Here is a 15,718-nt window from a genome sequence, read left to right on the forward strand (position 1 = left end):
TGGGTTAGCTGTCTGGAACATGGTCCAGACCAATTAGGCGGGTGGTGGCGGCGCGCTGGACTCCCGGACGACCAGCTTCGGGCGGAACACGCGGGTGTAGTTGCCGACCGGCCGACGCCGCCGATCGGGGTCCAGCCGGTGCACCAACTCGTCCACCGCGGCCGCCGCCATCTCCTCTATCGGCTGGGCCAACGTGGTCAACGACGGCGAGCAGTAGGACGCCAGCGGGATGTCGTCGAACCCCACCACGGACAGGTCGCGCGGCACGTCCAGCCCGCGCTTGTGGGCCTCCCGCAGCACGCCGATCGCCATGTGGTCCGACGAGCAGAACACCGCCGTGGGCCGGACGGTGTCGAGCAGCAGGGCGATCGCCTCGGCGCCGCCCTCCGGCCCGAACTGGGCGTGCGCCACGTACTCCGAGCCCGCCGGCAGCCCGTCCTCCTCCATCGCCGCCGACCAGCCCGCGCGCTTGAGCCGGGACGGCAGCGACCGCGCCGGACCCGACACGAACCCGATCCGCCGGTGGCCCAGCTCCACCAGGTACCGCGTCGCCGCGTACCCGGCGTGCTGCTCGTCCACCGTCACGTCCGGCACGTCCAGCGACGGCGTCGCGCCGTTGAGGAACACCATGTGCACGCCGTCGGCGAGCAGCTTCGCGTAGTAGCTCGGGCGCGGGGCCTGGCCCAGCGGGACCTCGACGTTGGTGATCTCCGGCGACACGAACACCATGCCCTCGACGCCGCGGGCGAGCAGCATCCGGACGTACTCCTCCTCGCCCATCGCGCCCGAGCCGGTGGCCCGGGTGTTGCACAGCAGCGAGGAGTAGCCCAGCCGCGCGGCGCGCACCTCCAGCGCCTCGGCGAAGGCCGGGAACACCGGGTTGGACAGCTCCGGCACCAGCAGCCCGATCACGCCCGTCCGCTGCAGCGCGCCCAGACCCCTTGGCGTGTAGGGCATTTCCGCGAGGACCGCGAGCACGCGCTGGCGCGTCTCCTCGTTGACCCCCGCCCGGCGGTTGAGCACCCGGCTGACCGTGGAGATGCTCACCCCGGCTGCCCTGGCGATCTCGGACAGACCGGACACCCTGCCTCCTAGCTCGTCGTGGGTGGCGTGCAGCCTGCCGCGAGCGGCAAAGTTTTGCAACGCCTACCCGCGTTTCGCTCGGACGGCCGCCGCCGTTACGGCCCGGTTTCGCCGGGGGTCTTGACCCGGCGCTGGTGGAGGGTATGAAATTCACGTCAAGAATTTCGCAAGTTCTTGCAGTGGTGGCCTCACCGCGATGAGGCCGGCAGGAGGGACGACAGCAACGATGCGACGGACCACCTTCACGACCGCCGTGGCGTTAGGCATCGCCGGCACCCTCGTCCTCACCGCGTGCGGTGGCGGCGGTGCGGCGGGCGACAGCGGCGAGGTCACCTTCTGGGACACCAGCGGGCCCAACGAGGCCCCGGTGTTCGGCAAGATCGCCCAGGAGTGCGCCACCCGGGGCGGGTACAAGGTCAACACCGAGACGGTCGCCTTCGACCTGGCGCTCAACAACTACAAGACCGCCGCGCAGGGCGGCCAGGGCCCCGACGTGTTCCGGGCCGAAGTCGCGTGGGTGCCGCAGTTGGCCAAGCTCGGCTACCTGGTGGACCTGAGCGACACCGAGGTCGGCAAGGACACCGCCGACTTCCTGGCCACGCCGCTCGGCTCGACCAAGTACGAGGGCCGGACCTACGGCGTGCCGCAGGTGACGGACTCGCTGGCGCTGTTCTACAACAAGAAGCTGCTCGCGGCCGCGGGCGTCGAGCCGCCGAAGACGTGGGACGAGGTCAAGGCCGCCGCGGCGAAGCTCGGCGGCGAGAAGACCATCTTCATCAACAACGACGCGTACTACGCCCTGCCGTTCATCTACGGCGCCGGCGGCGACCTGGTGGACGCGTCGGCGAAGAAGATCGTGGTCAACTCGGCGGAGAACGTGAAGGCGCTGCGGACCGCCAAGGGCCTGCTCGACGCCAAGGCCGCGACGACCGCGCTGGACCCGGCCAACTCGTACAACAACATGCAGGCCGCGTTCTCCTCCGGCGAGGTCGCGATGGTGGTCAACGGGCCGTGGTCGGTGGCCGACTACCTCAAGGGCACGGCGTTCACCGACAAGGCCGACCTGGGCATCGCGCCGGTGCCCGGCGAGACCGCCGGCAAGGGCTCCGCGCCGGTCGGCGGCCACGACTACGTGATCCGGCAGGGCACCAGGGCCAAGGACACGGCGGCCAAGCTGGTCGCCTGCCTGAGCGGGGTCGACTCGCAGGTGCGGATCGCCAAGGAGCTGGGGCTGCTGCCGACCCGGAAATCGGCCTACGACAACCCGGACGTGAAGGCGAACCCGGTGGTCTCGGCGTTCCAGCCGGTGGCCGCGGCCGCCCACGCCCGACCGTGGATCCCGGAGGGCGGCCAGCTCTTCGACCCGTTGAAGATCGCGTACGCCGACGTGCTGGCGGGCAAGAAGGACGCGAAGACGGCGCTGGACGAGGTCGCCAAGGCGTACCAGGACCAGGTAGTGCCGGAGTACAGCATCGGCTGACGCGCTCCCGCACTGCGCGTCGTCCGCACGACGCGCAGTGCACCGGTCTGCCGCCGGCGCACGCCTCGCCCCGCGCTTGTCGGCGTTCCGGCCCGGCGTTGCGCCCCGTGTTGTGGCGGTGTGGCCGGTGACGGGCTGATGCGCGGGGCTCTCCGCACAAACGGCGCACTCCGCTCGCGCCGCTCCGATCCCAGCAAGGAGGCGACCGTGCGCAGGTTCCTCGAACGGCACTGGTACGCGTACGCGATGGTGCTGCCGGTGGTGGTGGTCATCGCGGTGCTGGTGCTGTTCCCGCTCGCCCAAGGCGTGTTCTTCACCTTTACCAACATCAACGAGGGCACCATCGCCAACCCGGTGCTCGACCGGCCCGCCACGTACAGCGGCGTCGGACTGGCGAACTACCTCAACGTGCTCTCCGGCGACCCGAGCTTCGGCTCGTTCTGGTCCACCTTGGTGCGCACGCTCGTCTGGACGTTCGGCTGCGTGTTCCTCCACTACGTGATCGGGCTCGGGCTGGCGCTGCTGCTCAACCGCCAGGTGAAGGGCCGCACGGCCTACCGGGTGCTGCTGGTCCTGCCGTGGGCGGTGCCCGCGTTCATCAGCGCGTTCGCGTGGAAGTACATGTTCAACGCGCAGTACGGGATCATCAACCAGGTCCTGCGCGCGCTCGGCCTGCCCGACCCGATCTGGCTCGGCCAGTCCGACTGGGCGCTGGTGGCCGTCATCGTCGTCAACGTGTGGCTGGGCGTCCCGTTCATGATGGTGGCGCTGCTGGGCGGCCTCCAGTCGATCTCCGGCGACCTCTACGAGGCGGCCGAGGTGGACGGCGCGTCGGCGTGGCAGCGGTTCCGCGACGTCACGCTGCCGGGGCTGCGGTCGGTGTCCGGCACGGTGGTGCTGCTCGGGATCATCTGGACGTTCAACATGTTCGCGGTCATCTACCTGATCACCGGCCCGAACCCGAACACGCGGATCCTGGTGACCTACGCGTTCGAGCGGTTCTTCTCCGGCGCGTCGCGCGACTACGCGGTGGCGTCGACGTACGGCGTGCTGATCCTGTCCGTCCTGCTCGTGTTCGCGGGCGTCTACCGGCGCGCACTGCGCAGGCAAGGCGAGGTGTGGTGATGACGGTCGAGGCCGCTTCCCTCAAGTCAGTCGGGAAGACCGTTGCGCCACAACGCACTCCCAAGCGCGGCGACCGGTCCCGGTTGGCGAGCGTCGGGCTGCACGCGGCGCTGGTGGCCGCGTCCTTGATCGCGGTGTTCCCGGTGTTCTGGGTCCTCGTCACGTCGTTCAAGCCCGACGCGCGCGCGGTGGAGACGACGCCGAAGCTGTTCAACGAGTCCGGCGTGGACAACTACGCGCGCATCCTGGCCGGGGAGAAGGGCAACTTCCTGGCGTGGTTCGGCAACTCGATCACCATTGCCCTGATGACCACGGTGATCTCGGTCTTCCTGTCCGCGACCACGGGCTACGCCGCGTCCCGGTTCCGCTTCCCGGGCAAGCGGTCGCTGATGCTGTCGTTCCTGGTGGTGCAGATGTTCCCGTTCGCGGTGCTGATCGTGCCGCTGTACAACATCCTGCTCACGCTCGGGGTGCAGGGGACCGGCTTCGGGCTGGTGCTCGTGTACTGCACGACCGCCGTGCCGTTCTGCACGTACATGCTGAAGGGCTACTTCGACACCATCCCGACCGACATCGACGAGGCCGGGCGGGTCGACGGGCTCTCGCCGTTCGGCGTGTTCTGGCGGCTGGTGCTCCCGCTGGCGCGACCGGGCCTGGCGGTGACGGCGTTCTACGCGTTCCTGACGGCGTGGGGCGAGGTCGCGTTCGCGTCGGCGTTCCTCTCGGCGGCGGACGGGTCCAAGACGCTGGCGGTGGGCTTGCAGGTGTTCGTCCAGCAGAACCGGACCGAGTGGGGACACCTGGCGGCGGCGTCGATCCTGGTGGCGATCCCGGCGATCGTGGTGTTCTACCTGGTGCAGAGGTTCCTGGTGACCGGCCTCTCGTCGGGAGCGGTGAAGGGCTGAAACGGCGGGCACGGTGACCGGAGGGCTTGTGCGGCGAAGCCGCGCGACGGCGGCAGCGCCGTCGGCCCTTCGGGCGGAGCCCGGGTCTTTGGGCGGAGCCCGGTTCTTTGGCTCTTGCGGCTCTTGTACCGGCGGTCGTACTTCGGGTTGCGGGGAGGTGGCAAGAGCGCAAGAGACCAAGGGCGCAAAGACCAGGAGCGCAAAGACCAAGAGTGCAAAGCCGCCAAAGCCAAGGGCACGCCTCCGGCGCCGGCCTCCGGCCGAAGAGCCGCCTTCGGCGCCCGCCTCCGGCGGAAGACCCCGCCACCCGCCGGTCCGCACCGGCACCGGTGCCACCGACGACCCGAAGTGGCCGACCGGTGTGGCCCGACCGGCAGAGCCCCCGAGCCCGAAGCCCCCGATCGGTGAACCTCGGCCGGCGGCTCGGCGGGCCCGGCGGGCGTGGGGGTGTCCTGTGCCGGTGGGGTGGCTGGTGGGTGGCGAGGTGGTTGCGGGTGGGGGAAAAGTAGACCAATGCACCTGTTCCCGTAAGCGCTTGCAATGCCTAGCGTTGCGGCAAAGCTCGGTGGTGAAAGGTGCGTTCCCATGGCAGAGGTCGCCTACGTCCAAGCGTCGCGGATCTTCTCCGGCAACCCGCCGGTCCGTGCCGTCGACGAGTTGTCGCTCGACGTCGCCGACGGCGAGTTCCTGGTGCTGGTCGGGCCGTCCGGCTCGGGGAAGTCGACCGCGCTGCGGATGCTCGCGGGGCTGGAGGACGTGGACGAGGGCGCCATCCGGATCGGCGGCAAGGACGTCACCAACGTGCCGCCGAAGGGGCGGGACATCGCGATGGTGTTCCAGTCCTACGCGCTCTACCCGCACATGACCGTCGCCGAGAACATGGGCTTCGCGCTCAAGCTGCGCGGCGTGGGCAAGGCCCAGATCAAGGAGAAGGTCGGTGAGGCGGCCAAGATGCTCGACCTCACCAAGTACCTCGACCGCAAGCCCAAGGCGCTGTCCGGCGGGCAGCGGCAGCGGGTGGCCATGGGGCGGGCCATCGTGCGCGAGCCCTCCGTCTTCCTGATGGACGAGCCGCTGTCCAACCTGGACGCGAAGCTGCGCGTGGAGACCCGCGCCAACATCGCCGCCCTCCAGCAGCGGCTGGGCACGACCACCATCTACGTCACGCACGACCAGGTCGAGGCCATGACCATGGGCCACCGGGTGGCCGTGCTCAAGGACGGCCTGCTCCAGCAGTGCGACACCCCGCGCGCGCTCTACGACAAGCCGGGCAACGCGTTCGTGGCCGGGTTCATGGGTTCGCCCGCGATGAACCTCAAGACCGTCCCGCTGACCTCCGAGGGCGTGAAGCTCGACGGGATCGTGGTGCCGCTGGAGCGCCGCGCGCTCGACGCGGCCGGCGCGGAGGGCCTGAACGAGGTCACGTTCGGCATCCGGCCGGAGGCGTTGGCGCTGGTCAGCTCGCAGGGCGTGGGCATGGAGATGGTCGTCGAGCTGGTCGAGGAGCTGGGCGCGGACGCGCTGGTGCACGGCGCGGTGCGGATCGGGAACGCCTCGCAGCGGTTCGTGGTGCGGGTCGACGGGCGCACGCCGCCGTCGCTGGGCCAGACCGTGAAGGTCACCGTGCGGGACGCCGGCGAGATCCACCTGTTCCACCCGCAGACCGGCGCGCGCCTCACCAACTGAGACCGGTCGACCACGGAGCGAGGGCCACCTGCCGCGGCGGGTGGCCCTCGGCGGCGTTCTCGGCCACAAAATCACCCGGTCGGTGGACGTCCGAGTGGCGGAGCGTTCTAAACTGAACTCGACAACGGTTTCCATTACCCATGAATCAGCCTGTCGAGGAGTCAGCTCATGACCGTCCGTAACGCGATGCTCGGCGCGGTGGCCGCCGTGACGGCCGTCGCCCTCGCCGCCTGCGGCGGCTCGCCTGCCTCCCCGACCGCCGACGGCAAGATCAAGGTCGTCGCCTCGACCAACGTCTGGGGCAGCGTGGTCAAGGCCGTGGGCGGCGACGCGGTCGAGGTCAGCGCGATCATCAACGACCCGTCCGGCGATCCGCACTCGTACAACAGCAAGCCGTCCGACGTGGCCGCGGTGAAGGACGCGCAGCTGGTCATCTTCAACGGCGGCGGCTACGACGACTTCTTCGCCACGCTGCTCACCACCGACACCGAGAAGGCCAAGAAGATCGAGACCTTCCCGCTGTCGGGCAAGATCGACTCGCACTCGCACGAGGAGCCGCCGGCGAGCGAGGAGCCGCACGACCACGAGGTCAACGAGCACGTCTGGTACGACCTGGACACCGTCCGCAAGGTCGCCGACCAGGCCGCCGCCGACCTGTCCGAGATCGCGCCGGACAAGAAGGCCGCCTTCACCGACAACGCCGCCGAGTTCGGCCGCAAGGTCGAGGAGCTCCACCAGAAGCTCGACGGCGTCGGCAAGGGCAAGAAGGTGCTGCAGACCGAACCGGTCGCGCACTACCTGCTGGAGGCCGCCGGCGTCGAGGACGTCACCCCGGAGACGTTCAGCAAGGCCGTCGAGGGCGAGACCGACATCCCGGCCGCCGCCCTCGCCGATGTCACCCGACTGGTGGACGAGAAGCAGGTCGCGGCGGTCGTGGACAACGTGCAGACCGAGAACACGGCGGTCAAGCAGGTGGTCGAGAAGGCCGGCAGGGCGGGCGTCCCGGTCGTGGCCGTCACCGAGACGCTGCCCGAGGGCGTCACGGGTTACCTTGACTGGATGACGAAGCAGGTGGACGCGTTGGCGCAGGCGCTCCGCGGATGACCGCACAGGTGAGCGACAAGTCCGTGCGGGGCGCGGTGGCCCTGCGCGGGGCGCGACTGTCCTACGGGGACCGGGTGCTGTGGGACGGGCTGGACCTCGACGTGGCCCCCGGCGAGTTCGTCGCCGTGCTGGGGCCCAACGGGTCGGGCAAGACGAGCCTGATGCGCGTGCTGCTGGGCCTGCAACCGCTGTCCGCGGGCACGGTGGAGGTGGCCGGCGGCAACCGGCGCATCGGCTACGTCCCGCAGCAGCGCGCGCTGGACACGTCGCTCACCCTGCGCGGCCGGGACCTGGTCGGCTTCGGCCTCGACGGCCACGACTGGGGCATCGGCTGGCGCAACCGGAAACGACGACGCGCCGAAGTGGACAGCGCGCTGGCCGCGGTCGGCGCGACCCGCTACGCCGACGAGCCGGTCGGCCTGCTCTCCGGCGGCGAGCAGCAGCGGCTGCGGGTGGCGCAGGCGCTGGTCGGCGACCCCCGGGTGCTGCTGTGCGACGAACCCCTGCTCTCGCTCGACCTCGCGCACCAGCGGGTGGTCAGCGACCTGATCGACCGGCGGCGGCGGGCGGCGGACACCGCCGTGCTGTTCGTCACCCACGAGATCAACCCGGTCCTGCCGCTGGTCGACCGGGTGCTGTACCTGGTGGACGGCCGGTTCCGGATCGGCGCGCCGGCCGACGTGATGACGTCGGCCACGCTGTCGGAGCTGTACCGCACGAACGTCGAGGTGGTCCGCGTGCGCGACCAGATCCACGTGGTCGGCGCACAGCACGTGTGCGAGGACGAGCCGCACCACGTGGCGGATGAGGACTGATGGAGAACTTCTTCAACCTCCCGTTGACCTTCGAGCTGCTCGGCTACGGCTTCGTGCAGCAGATGCTGGTCGCGGGGGCCGTGCTGGGCGTGGTGGCGGGGCTGCTCGGGCCGCTGGTGGTGACCCGCAAGATGGCGTTCGCCGTGCACGGCACGTCGGAACTCGCCTTCACCGGCGGCGCGGCGGCGCTGCTGGTCGGTGTCGGGGTCGGCTACGGCGCGCTGGCCGGCTCGGTGGTCGCGGCGCTGCTGCTGGGGCTGCTGTCCCGGCGCGACTCCGACCGGGACTCGGTGATCGGCGCGATCCTGGCGTTCGGGCTGGGCCTGGGCGTGCTGTTCCTGTTCATGTACAAGGGCCGGTCGGCCAACAAGTTCGGCTTGCTCACCGGGCAGATCGTGAGCGTGGGCTCGACCGACCTGTGGCTGCTGATCGGCGCGTCGGTCGCGGTGCTGGCGGTGCTGGCGTTCATCTACCGGCCGCTGCACTTCGCGTCGGTGGACGCGGGCGTGGCGACGGCGCGGGGCGTCCCGGTGCGCACGCTGGCCGTCGTCTTCGCGGTGCTGGTGGGCATCGCCACGGCGTTGAGCGTGCAGATCGTCGGCGCGCTCCTGGTGCTGTCGTTGATGATCACGCCCGCCGCCGCGGCGGGCCGGGTCACCGCGTCGCCGGTGAAGGCGACCGTGCTGGCCGTGGTGTTCGCGGAGATCGCCGTGCTGCTGGGGATCCTGCTGTCGCTCGCGCCCGGCGTGCCGGTGAGCGCGTTCGTCACGGCGGTGTCCTTCCTGATATACCTCGTATGCCGAGCTTTCGGCGGCTCGCGGAGCCGCGTGGACGCCTGACCACGGCTGTCCACTGGGTGGGACAGCGACCCGGTGGCGGAACGGGTCGGGCCCGCGCGGGCACCCGCAGGTCAGCGCCCGCACCCCCGCTGACCTGGGTGGCGTAACCGTCGCGCAACGGTCCGTTCGTCGTCGGTGACCCAGACTGCTCGCCATGGACGTGGGCAGCAGGGAGCAGGGCGCGCCGGACCGGCGGTGTCGCGCCGACCGGGCGCGGCAGGCCGCCGACGTGATCCGCCGGCAGGTCGTGGGCCGCGCCTTCCCGGACGGCGTGCTGCCCGACGAACTCGTGCTCGCCGCCGAGTTCGGGGTGTCCCGCAACGCCCTGCGCGAGGCCCTCGACCTGCTCCGCGAAGAGGGCCTGATCGACCGCGTCCCCGGCGTGGGCACCGTCGTGGTGGGCGAGAAGTACCCGCACGGCCTGGACCGGCTGATGGGGCTCGCCGAGGTGCTGCACGAGCACGGCGAGGTCACCAACGACATCCGCGCCGCCGGCCCGATCCGGCCGCCTTCCTCGGTGGCGCGACGCCTTCGGCTCGCCGACGGCGAGCACGTCGTCTACGTCGAGCGGTTGCGCCGGCTCAACGGCCTGCCGCTCTCGCTGGACCTGACCTACCTGGCGATGGACGTCGGCCTGCCGCTGCTGGACGAGGACCTCCGCCACCGGGACATCTTCTCGCTGATCGAGCAGACCTCCGGCCGGCGGCTCGGCACCGCCGCGGTGACGCTGGAGGCCGTCAACGCCGACCTGCACGCCTCCACCGTGCTGGAAGTGCCGCGCGGCGCGGCACTGCTCGTGGTGGAACGCCTGAGCCACTTCGCCGACGGGCGTCCCGTCGACCTCGAGTTCATCCGCCTGCGCGGCGACCGGCTCACGATGAGCACCGTGCTGAACCGCGTCGGCTCCGTCGCCGCAGGCTCGGGCGCCTGAAGTCGGCGCCTTCCCTCGCGGATCCGCGAACGTCGGCGGATCCACCCAGTCCAGGCACCGACGCGCCCTCGCGCGTCGAGAGAGGAGCTACGAGCAATGGCTCTGGTGAACAACCGCGTCGACGTGCCCGTGACCATTGATGAATCCCGGTGCATCGACGGCTGCCGGCTGTGCGTGGACATGTGCCCGCTGGACTCGCTGGCCATCCACCCGGACACCAACAAGGCGTACATGCACGTGGACGAGTGCTGGTACTGCGGTCCGTGCGCCGCGCGCTGCCCGACCGGCGCGGTCGAGATCAACATGCCCTACCTGCTGCGGTGAGGGGGACGGCGATGCGCAGGCTGCTGACCGCCGCACTGGTGGCCGGGTCGCTGACCGCGTGCGGCACGGGCTCCGCCGCGGGCGACGCCGTGCCGGTCGTGATCGGGTACCAGTCCAAGACCATCAACACGGTGACCGCCGGAACCCTGTTGCGCGAGAGGGGTTTCTTCGAGCAGCGGTTGCGGGAGCTGGGCCGGCGCACCGGCAAGCGGTACGAGGTGACCTGGCAGGACTACGACACCGGCGCGCCGATCACCGCCCAGATGATCGCCGGCAAGGTCGACATCGGCTCGATGGGCGACTTCCCGTTGCTGATCAACGGCTCGCGCACGCAGGGGCAGGGCGACGAGGGCACCCGGATGGTCTCGGTCACCGGCTACAACGCGCGCGGCGCGCTGAACATGGTCGTGGTGCGGCCCGATTCGACCGCGCGGACGCTCGCCGACCTCAAGGGGCAGCGGGTGTCGGCCAGCGTCGGGTCGGCCGGGCACGGCACGCTGGTCCGCGCGCTGGGCGGCGTCGAGGTGACGGTGGAGAACCAGCAGCCCTCCGTGGGCGCGTCGGCGTTGCAGGGCGGCGGGGTGGCGGCGTTGTCGCAGTTCGTCGCCTGGCCCGGCCAGCTCGTGTTCGACAAGCAGGCCAAGCTGCTCTACGACGGCGCGGCGCTGGACTTCCCGACGTTGCACGGGGTCGTGGTGCGCAAGCCGTTCGCCACCGCCCGGCCCGACGTGCTGGCGGAGTTCCTGCGCGCTCAGCTCGACGCCACCCGGTACCTGCACGCGAACCCGTTGGCGGCGGCCGAATCCGTGGCGGCGGCGACCGGCCTGCGGCCCGAGGTGGTCTACCTCTACAACGGCCCCAACGGCATCGCCACCTTCGACCTGTCGCTGAAGTCCGTGCTGCGCAGGGCGTTGAAGGACGACGTCCCGTTCCTGAAGTCCATCGGCAACATCGAGGAGCTCGACGTCGACCGCTTCGTGGACGACGGCCCGCTGCGCGCCACGGGTTTCGAGACCACCGAGGAGCTGACCAACCCGGCGCGGATCACCGGCACCGACAGCGCGTGCGGCGTCGAGGTGTCCGACTCGGCCGCGGCCGGCGAGGTGTGGTTCGAGGGCGAGACCGCGACCCGGCCCGCGGCCACCCCGGACTGCCTGCTCAAGCAGGTCAAGCAGGCCGGGAAGAAGGTCCGCGCGGCCTACGTGCCGGACGCCGCGACCGGCACCCGGTGGTTCGCCGAGCACGCCCACTGGGTGCGCGTGAACGGCGGGCTGCTGCCGTTCACGACCGAGGCCGCGGCGGCGGCCCGGGGCGCGGTGCTGACCTACGAGCAAGCCCTGGCGGGCGCGTGATGCGCGGCCGGTGGGCGCTCCGGGCGGCGTCGCTCGCGACCGGGTTGCTGCTGTGGCAGCTGTTGACGGCGACCGGCGCGCGGATCTGGCTGCGCTTCGACCAGCTGCCGACCGTGGTCGAGGTGGCCGGGCGGTTCGCCGAGCAGGTCCGGGTGCCGGAGTACTACCAGGACCTGGCGAGCAGCCTGGCCCGGATCGGCACCGGGTTCCTGCTGGCGGCGGTGGTCGGCACCGCCCTCGGTGTCGCGGTGGCCCGGTCCCGGCTGCTCGGCGACCTGGTCGGGCCGCTGCTGGAGGTGGCCCGGCCGATCCCGGCGATCGCGCTGGTGCCCATCGCCATCCTGCTGTTCCCGACCGACGAGCAGGGGATCGTGTTCATCACGTTCGTGGCCGCGTTCTTCCCGATCCTGGTCAGCACCCGGCACGCGGTGCGCGCGCTGCCGACCATCTGGGAGGACGCCGTGCGCACGATGGGCGGCGGTCGGTGGCAGGTGCTGGCGAAGGTGGTGCTGCCGGGCACGCTGCCCGGCGTGTTCGGCGGCCTGTCGGTGGGCATGGGCGTGTCGTGGATCTGCGTGATCTCCGCCGAGATGATCTCCGGCCGGTTCGGCGTCGGCTACCGCACCTGGCAGGCCTACACGGTGGTGGACTACCCCGGCGTGATCGTCGGCATGGTCACCATCGGCCTGCTCGGCTGGCTCACGTCGAGCGCGGTCGAGGTGCTCGGCCGCCGGGCGACCCGCTGGCTGCCCCGGGAGGCGCGGGCATGAGCGTGCGGATCGAGGGCCTGACCGCCGGGTACGGGCGCGCACCCGTGCTGCGCGGGCTGGACCTGGACATCGCCGACGGCGAGATCGTCGTGGTGACCGGGCCGTCCGGGTGCGGCAAGTCGACGCTGCTGCGCGCGGTCGCCGGGCTGCTGCCGATCACGGCCGGCCGGGTGCTGGTCGACGGCGTCGAGGTGCGCGGCACGTCGCGGGAGCGGGCGCTGGTGTTCCAGGACGACGGCCTGCTGCCGTGGCGCACGGCGTTGCGCAACGTCGAGCTGCCCCTTGCGCTGCAAGGGGTGGCGAAGGCCGAACGGCGGGAGCGGGCGCGCGGCTGGCTGGCCCGGGTCGGGCTGGCCGGGTTCGGCCGCTACCTGCCGCGCGAGCTGTCCGGCGGGATGCGGCAGCGGGTGCAGTTGGCGCGGACCCTGGCGCAGGCGCCGGGGCTGGTGTTGATGGACGAGCCGTTCGGCGCGCTGGACGCGCAGACCCGGGCGGCGATGCAGGAACTGGTGGTCGAGGTGCTGCGGGAAACCGGGACGACGACGATCTTCGTGACCCACGACGTGGACGAGGCGGTGCGGCTGGGCGACCGGGTGGTGGTGCTCGGCGCGGGCGAGGTGGCCGTGCGGCGCGAGGCGATCCTGGCGGTGCTGGGCTGATGACCGCGCCGATGGAGGTGCCCGACGTCGCCCGCCGGGTCGAGCTGACCTGCGACGTGCTGGTGGTCGGCGGTGGCACGGCCGGGTCGATGGCCGCGATCACCGCCGCCGAGCACGGGAAGTCCGTGCTGCTGCTGGAGAAGGCCCACGTGCGGCACTCCGGGGCGCTGGCGATGGGCATGGACGGCGTCAACAACGCCGTCATCCCGGGCAAGGCGTCGCCGGAGGACTACGTCGCCGAGATCACCCGGGCCAACGACGGGATCGTCGACCAGCGCACCGTGATGCAGACCGCGACGCGCGGATTCGCGATGGTGCAACGACTTGAGCGCTACGGCGTGAAGTTCGAGAAGGACGCCGCGGGGGAGTACCACGTCCGCCAGGTGCACCGGTCCGGCTCGTACGTGCTGCCCATGCCGGAGGGCAAGGACGTCAAGAAGGTGCTGTACCGGGTGATGCGCGAGCGGTCGATGCGCGAGCGGATCCGGATCGAGAACCGGGTGATGCCGGTGCGCGTGCTGACCTCCGCCGGCCGGGCGGTCGGCGCGGTCGGCTTCAACACCCGGACCGGCGAGTTCGTCACGGTCTCGGCGGGCGCGGTGGTGCTGGCCACCGGCGCGTGCGGCCGGCTCGGCCTGCCCGCCAGCGGGTACCTCTACGGCACCTACGAGAACCCGACCAACGCCGGCGACGGCTACTCCATGGCCTACCACGCCGGCGCGGAGCTGTCGGGCATCGAGTGCTTCCAGGTCAACCCGCTCATCAAGGACTACAACGGGCCGGCGTGCGCGTACGTGGGCAACCCGTTCGGCGCCTACCAGGTCAACGCGCTCGGCGAGCGGTTCGTGGACTGCGACTACTGGTCCGGGCAGATGATGGCCGAGGTGGCGGCGGAGATCGCCTCCGACCGGGGCCCGGTGTACCTGCGCACGACGCACCTGCCCGAGGAATCCGTCGCGGCGCTGGAGAACATCCTGCACACCACGGAACGGCCGACGCGCGGGACGTTCCACAGTGGACGCGGGCACGACTACCGCACGCACGACGTGGAGATGCACATCTCCGAGATCGGCCTGTGCGGCGGGCACTCCGCGTCCGGCGTGTGGGTGGACGAGCACGGGCGCACCACCGTCCCCGGCCTCTACGCGGCGGGCGACCTGGCGTGCGTGCCGCACAACTACATGCTCGGCGCGTTCGTCTTCGGCGACCTCGCGGGCGCGGACGCGGCGCGGTCCGCCGTGCCGCCGGGAGAGCTGCCCGAGGACCAGATCACCGACGCGCACGAGCTGGTCTACCGGCCGTTGCGCAACCCGGACGGCCCGCCCCAGCCGCAGGTCGAGTACAAGCTGCGGCGGTTCGTGAACGACTACGTGGCACCGCCGAAGACCGGCACGAAGCTCGAACTCGCGCTGGAGACGTTCGTGCGGATGACCGCGGAGATCGAGGGCATGGGCGCGCGCACCCCGCACGAGCTGATGCGGTGCGCCGAGGTGACGTTCATCCGGGACTGCGCCGAACTGGCCGCGCACGCCTCGCTGACCCGCGCGGAGAGCCGCTGGGGCCTCTACCACGACCGGGTCGACCTGCCCGAGCGCGACGACCAGGACTGGTTCCGCCACCTCAACCTGCGCAAGAACGCGGCCGGCGGGACGGAGTTCGTCACCCGGCCGGTGGCGCCCTACCTGGTACCGGTGGAGGGCTTCACGCCGCCGCCGGGCGAGGTGACCGTCCTGGCGGGCCGTGAGGTGGCCGTGGCGGCCCTCGCGGAGCCGGCGGCCGACAAGGCCGCGGGCGCGGGCTCCGAGCGCCTGCTGGAGCTGCTGGCGCTCACCGACGAGCAGCCGGACCTGGCGACGGTCGGCCCGTACCTGGCCGACCCGGACCCGGCCGTGCGGCGGTCGGCGGTCGCGCTGCTCACCGAGGCGGTGCCCGCCGGGTTCGAGTTCGCCCTCGTGCGCGCGATGGCCGACGAGGACGCCGACGTGCGGGAGGCGGCCGGGGCGGGCCTGCGCGAGCTCGTGGAGGTCGTTCCGGCCACCGAGGAGCTCGGGGAGGCGCTGCGGCTCTCCCCGTCGCGCGCGGTCGCCCTGGAGGTCCTCTGGGCGCTGAAGCTCGGCACGGTCGACACCTACGCCGAAGCGCTGGACGACCCGTCGGCCGCGGTCCGTTCGAGTGGGGTCCGAGGACTCGTCGCGTTGCGCGCGGCCGACGAGCTGGCGCGGGCGGCCGACGACCCGGAACGGGAGCTGCGGGTCCTGGTGGCCAAGGGGCTGGGCGGGCTGCGCGCCCGCCCGGACGTGCTGGTCGCCCTCGCGCACGACCCCGACCTGCTGGTCCGTGCCGCGGCGCTGGAGGCGGGCGCCGGGTTCGGGGTGCTGCGGCCGGTCGCGCGACGGGCGCTGGACGACCCGGCGTGGCAGGTCCGGGTGGGCGCGGTGTGGGCCGTGGAGGAGCCCGCGGCGGTGGTGGCGCGCCTGGCGGACGTGAACCTCGACGTTAGGAAAGCCGTGGTCCGGGTACTCGTGCGGTGGGCTGACCGGCCTGAAGTCGAGGTTGCGCTGGAACGGGCACTCGGTGACTCGGACGCGGACGTGCGCGCCTACGCGCGTCAGGCCCTCCGTTCGGTCGGAGGGCGCTAGTCGCGC

14 protein-coding genes are annotated in these 15,718 nt (G+C 71.6%); 13 read left to right on the forward strand and 1 reads right to left on the reverse strand.

The window, feature by feature from the left end:
* Window positions 1-33: 33 nt before the first annotated feature.
* The gene (locus BN6_RS01880) at window positions 34-1,083 is read right to left on the reverse strand and encodes a LacI family DNA-binding transcriptional regulator (protein WP_041311671.1); all 1,050 of its coding nucleotides are present in this window, start codon (window positions 1,081-1,083) and stop codon (window positions 34-36) included.
* 226 nt (window positions 1,084-1,309) lie between these two features.
* On the opposite strand from BN6_RS01880, the gene BN6_RS01885 reads away from it, so the two are divergent.
* The 13 genes from BN6_RS01885 to BN6_RS01945 all read left to right on the forward strand — a co-directional run bounded on the left by BN6_RS01885 (window position 1,310) and on the right by BN6_RS01945 (window position 15,712).
* Entirely contained in the window at window positions 1,310-2,563 is a 1,254-nt protein-coding gene (locus tag BN6_RS01885) for an extracellular solute-binding protein (RefSeq protein ID WP_015097829.1), read from the forward strand.
* A 207-nt stretch (window positions 2,564-2,770) separates the two neighbouring features.
* A complete protein-coding gene (locus tag BN6_RS01890; protein ID WP_041311674.1) occupies window positions 2,771-3,688 on the forward strand; it encodes a carbohydrate ABC transporter permease in 918 nt (305 codons plus the stop codon).
* Window positions 3,688-4,593, forward strand: a complete 906-nt coding sequence (locus tag BN6_RS01895; RefSeq protein ID WP_015097831.1) for a sugar ABC transporter permease — start codon at window positions 3,688-3,690, stop codon at window positions 4,591-4,593. The genes BN6_RS01890 and BN6_RS01895 overlap by 1 nt, the downstream gene beginning before the upstream one ends.
* Window positions 4,594-5,178: 585 nt before the next feature.
* Window positions 5,179-6,279: an ABC transporter ATP-binding protein gene (locus BN6_RS01900; protein WP_015097832.1), complete on the forward strand. Its 1,101-nt coding sequence runs from the start codon at window positions 5,179-5,181 to the stop codon at window positions 6,277-6,279.
* Between the two features lie 168 nt (window positions 6,280-6,447).
* Window positions 6,448-7,383, forward strand: coding sequence for a metal ABC transporter solute-binding protein, Zn/Mn family (locus BN6_RS01905; RefSeq protein WP_015097833.1), 936 nt, complete (start codon window positions 6,448-6,450; stop codon window positions 7,381-7,383).
* On the forward strand, window positions 7,380-8,198 hold the full coding sequence (locus tag BN6_RS01910) for a metal ABC transporter ATP-binding protein (RefSeq protein ID WP_015097834.1): 819 nt from the start codon (window positions 7,380-7,382) through the stop codon (window positions 8,196-8,198). The genes BN6_RS01905 and BN6_RS01910 overlap by 4 nt, the downstream gene beginning before the upstream one ends.
* Window positions 8,198-9,037 carry a metal ABC transporter permease gene (locus tag BN6_RS01915; protein ID WP_015097835.1) on the forward strand — a complete coding sequence of 280 codons (840 nt, stop codon included), beginning with the start codon at window positions 8,198-8,200 and terminating at the stop codon, window positions 9,035-9,037. Before BN6_RS01910 ends, BN6_RS01915 begins: the two co-directional genes overlap by 1 nt.
* Window positions 9,038-9,191: 154 nt before the next feature.
* A complete protein-coding gene (locus BN6_RS01920) occupies window positions 9,192-9,968 on the forward strand; it encodes a GntR family transcriptional regulator (RefSeq protein ID WP_015097836.1) in 777 nt (258 codons plus the stop codon).
* Window positions 9,969-10,064: 96 nt separating this feature from the next.
* On the forward strand, window positions 10,065-10,292 hold the full coding sequence (locus tag BN6_RS01925; RefSeq protein ID WP_015097837.1) for an indolepyruvate ferredoxin oxidoreductase subunit alpha: 228 nt from the start codon (window positions 10,065-10,067) through the stop codon (window positions 10,290-10,292).
* Between the two features lie 11 nt (window positions 10,293-10,303).
* Window positions 10,304-11,644, forward strand: coding sequence for an ABC transporter substrate-binding protein (locus BN6_RS01930; protein ID WP_015097838.1), 1,341 nt, complete (start codon window positions 10,304-10,306; stop codon window positions 11,642-11,644).
* A complete protein-coding gene (locus BN6_RS01935; RefSeq protein ID WP_041311677.1) occupies window positions 11,644-12,414 on the forward strand; it encodes an ABC transporter permease in 771 nt (256 codons plus the stop codon). Before BN6_RS01930 ends, BN6_RS01935 begins: the two co-directional genes overlap by 1 nt.
* Window positions 12,411-13,073 (forward strand): ABC transporter ATP-binding protein, encoded by a 663-nt coding sequence (locus tag BN6_RS01940; protein WP_015097840.1) that lies wholly within the window; start codon window positions 12,411-12,413, stop codon window positions 13,071-13,073. Before BN6_RS01935 ends, BN6_RS01940 begins: the two co-directional genes overlap by 4 nt.
* Window positions 13,073-15,712: a fumarate reductase/succinate dehydrogenase flavoprotein subunit gene (locus BN6_RS01945; protein WP_015097841.1), complete on the forward strand. Its 2,640-nt coding sequence runs from the start codon at window positions 13,073-13,075 to the stop codon at window positions 15,710-15,712. Before BN6_RS01940 ends, BN6_RS01945 begins: the two co-directional genes overlap by 1 nt.
* Window positions 15,713-15,718 lie beyond the last annotated feature (6 nt).

The organism is Saccharothrix espanaensis DSM 44229, from assembly GCF_000328705.1.
Taxonomy (GTDB): Bacteria; Actinomycetota; Actinomycetes; order Mycobacteriales; family Pseudonocardiaceae; genus Actinosynnema; species Actinosynnema espanaense.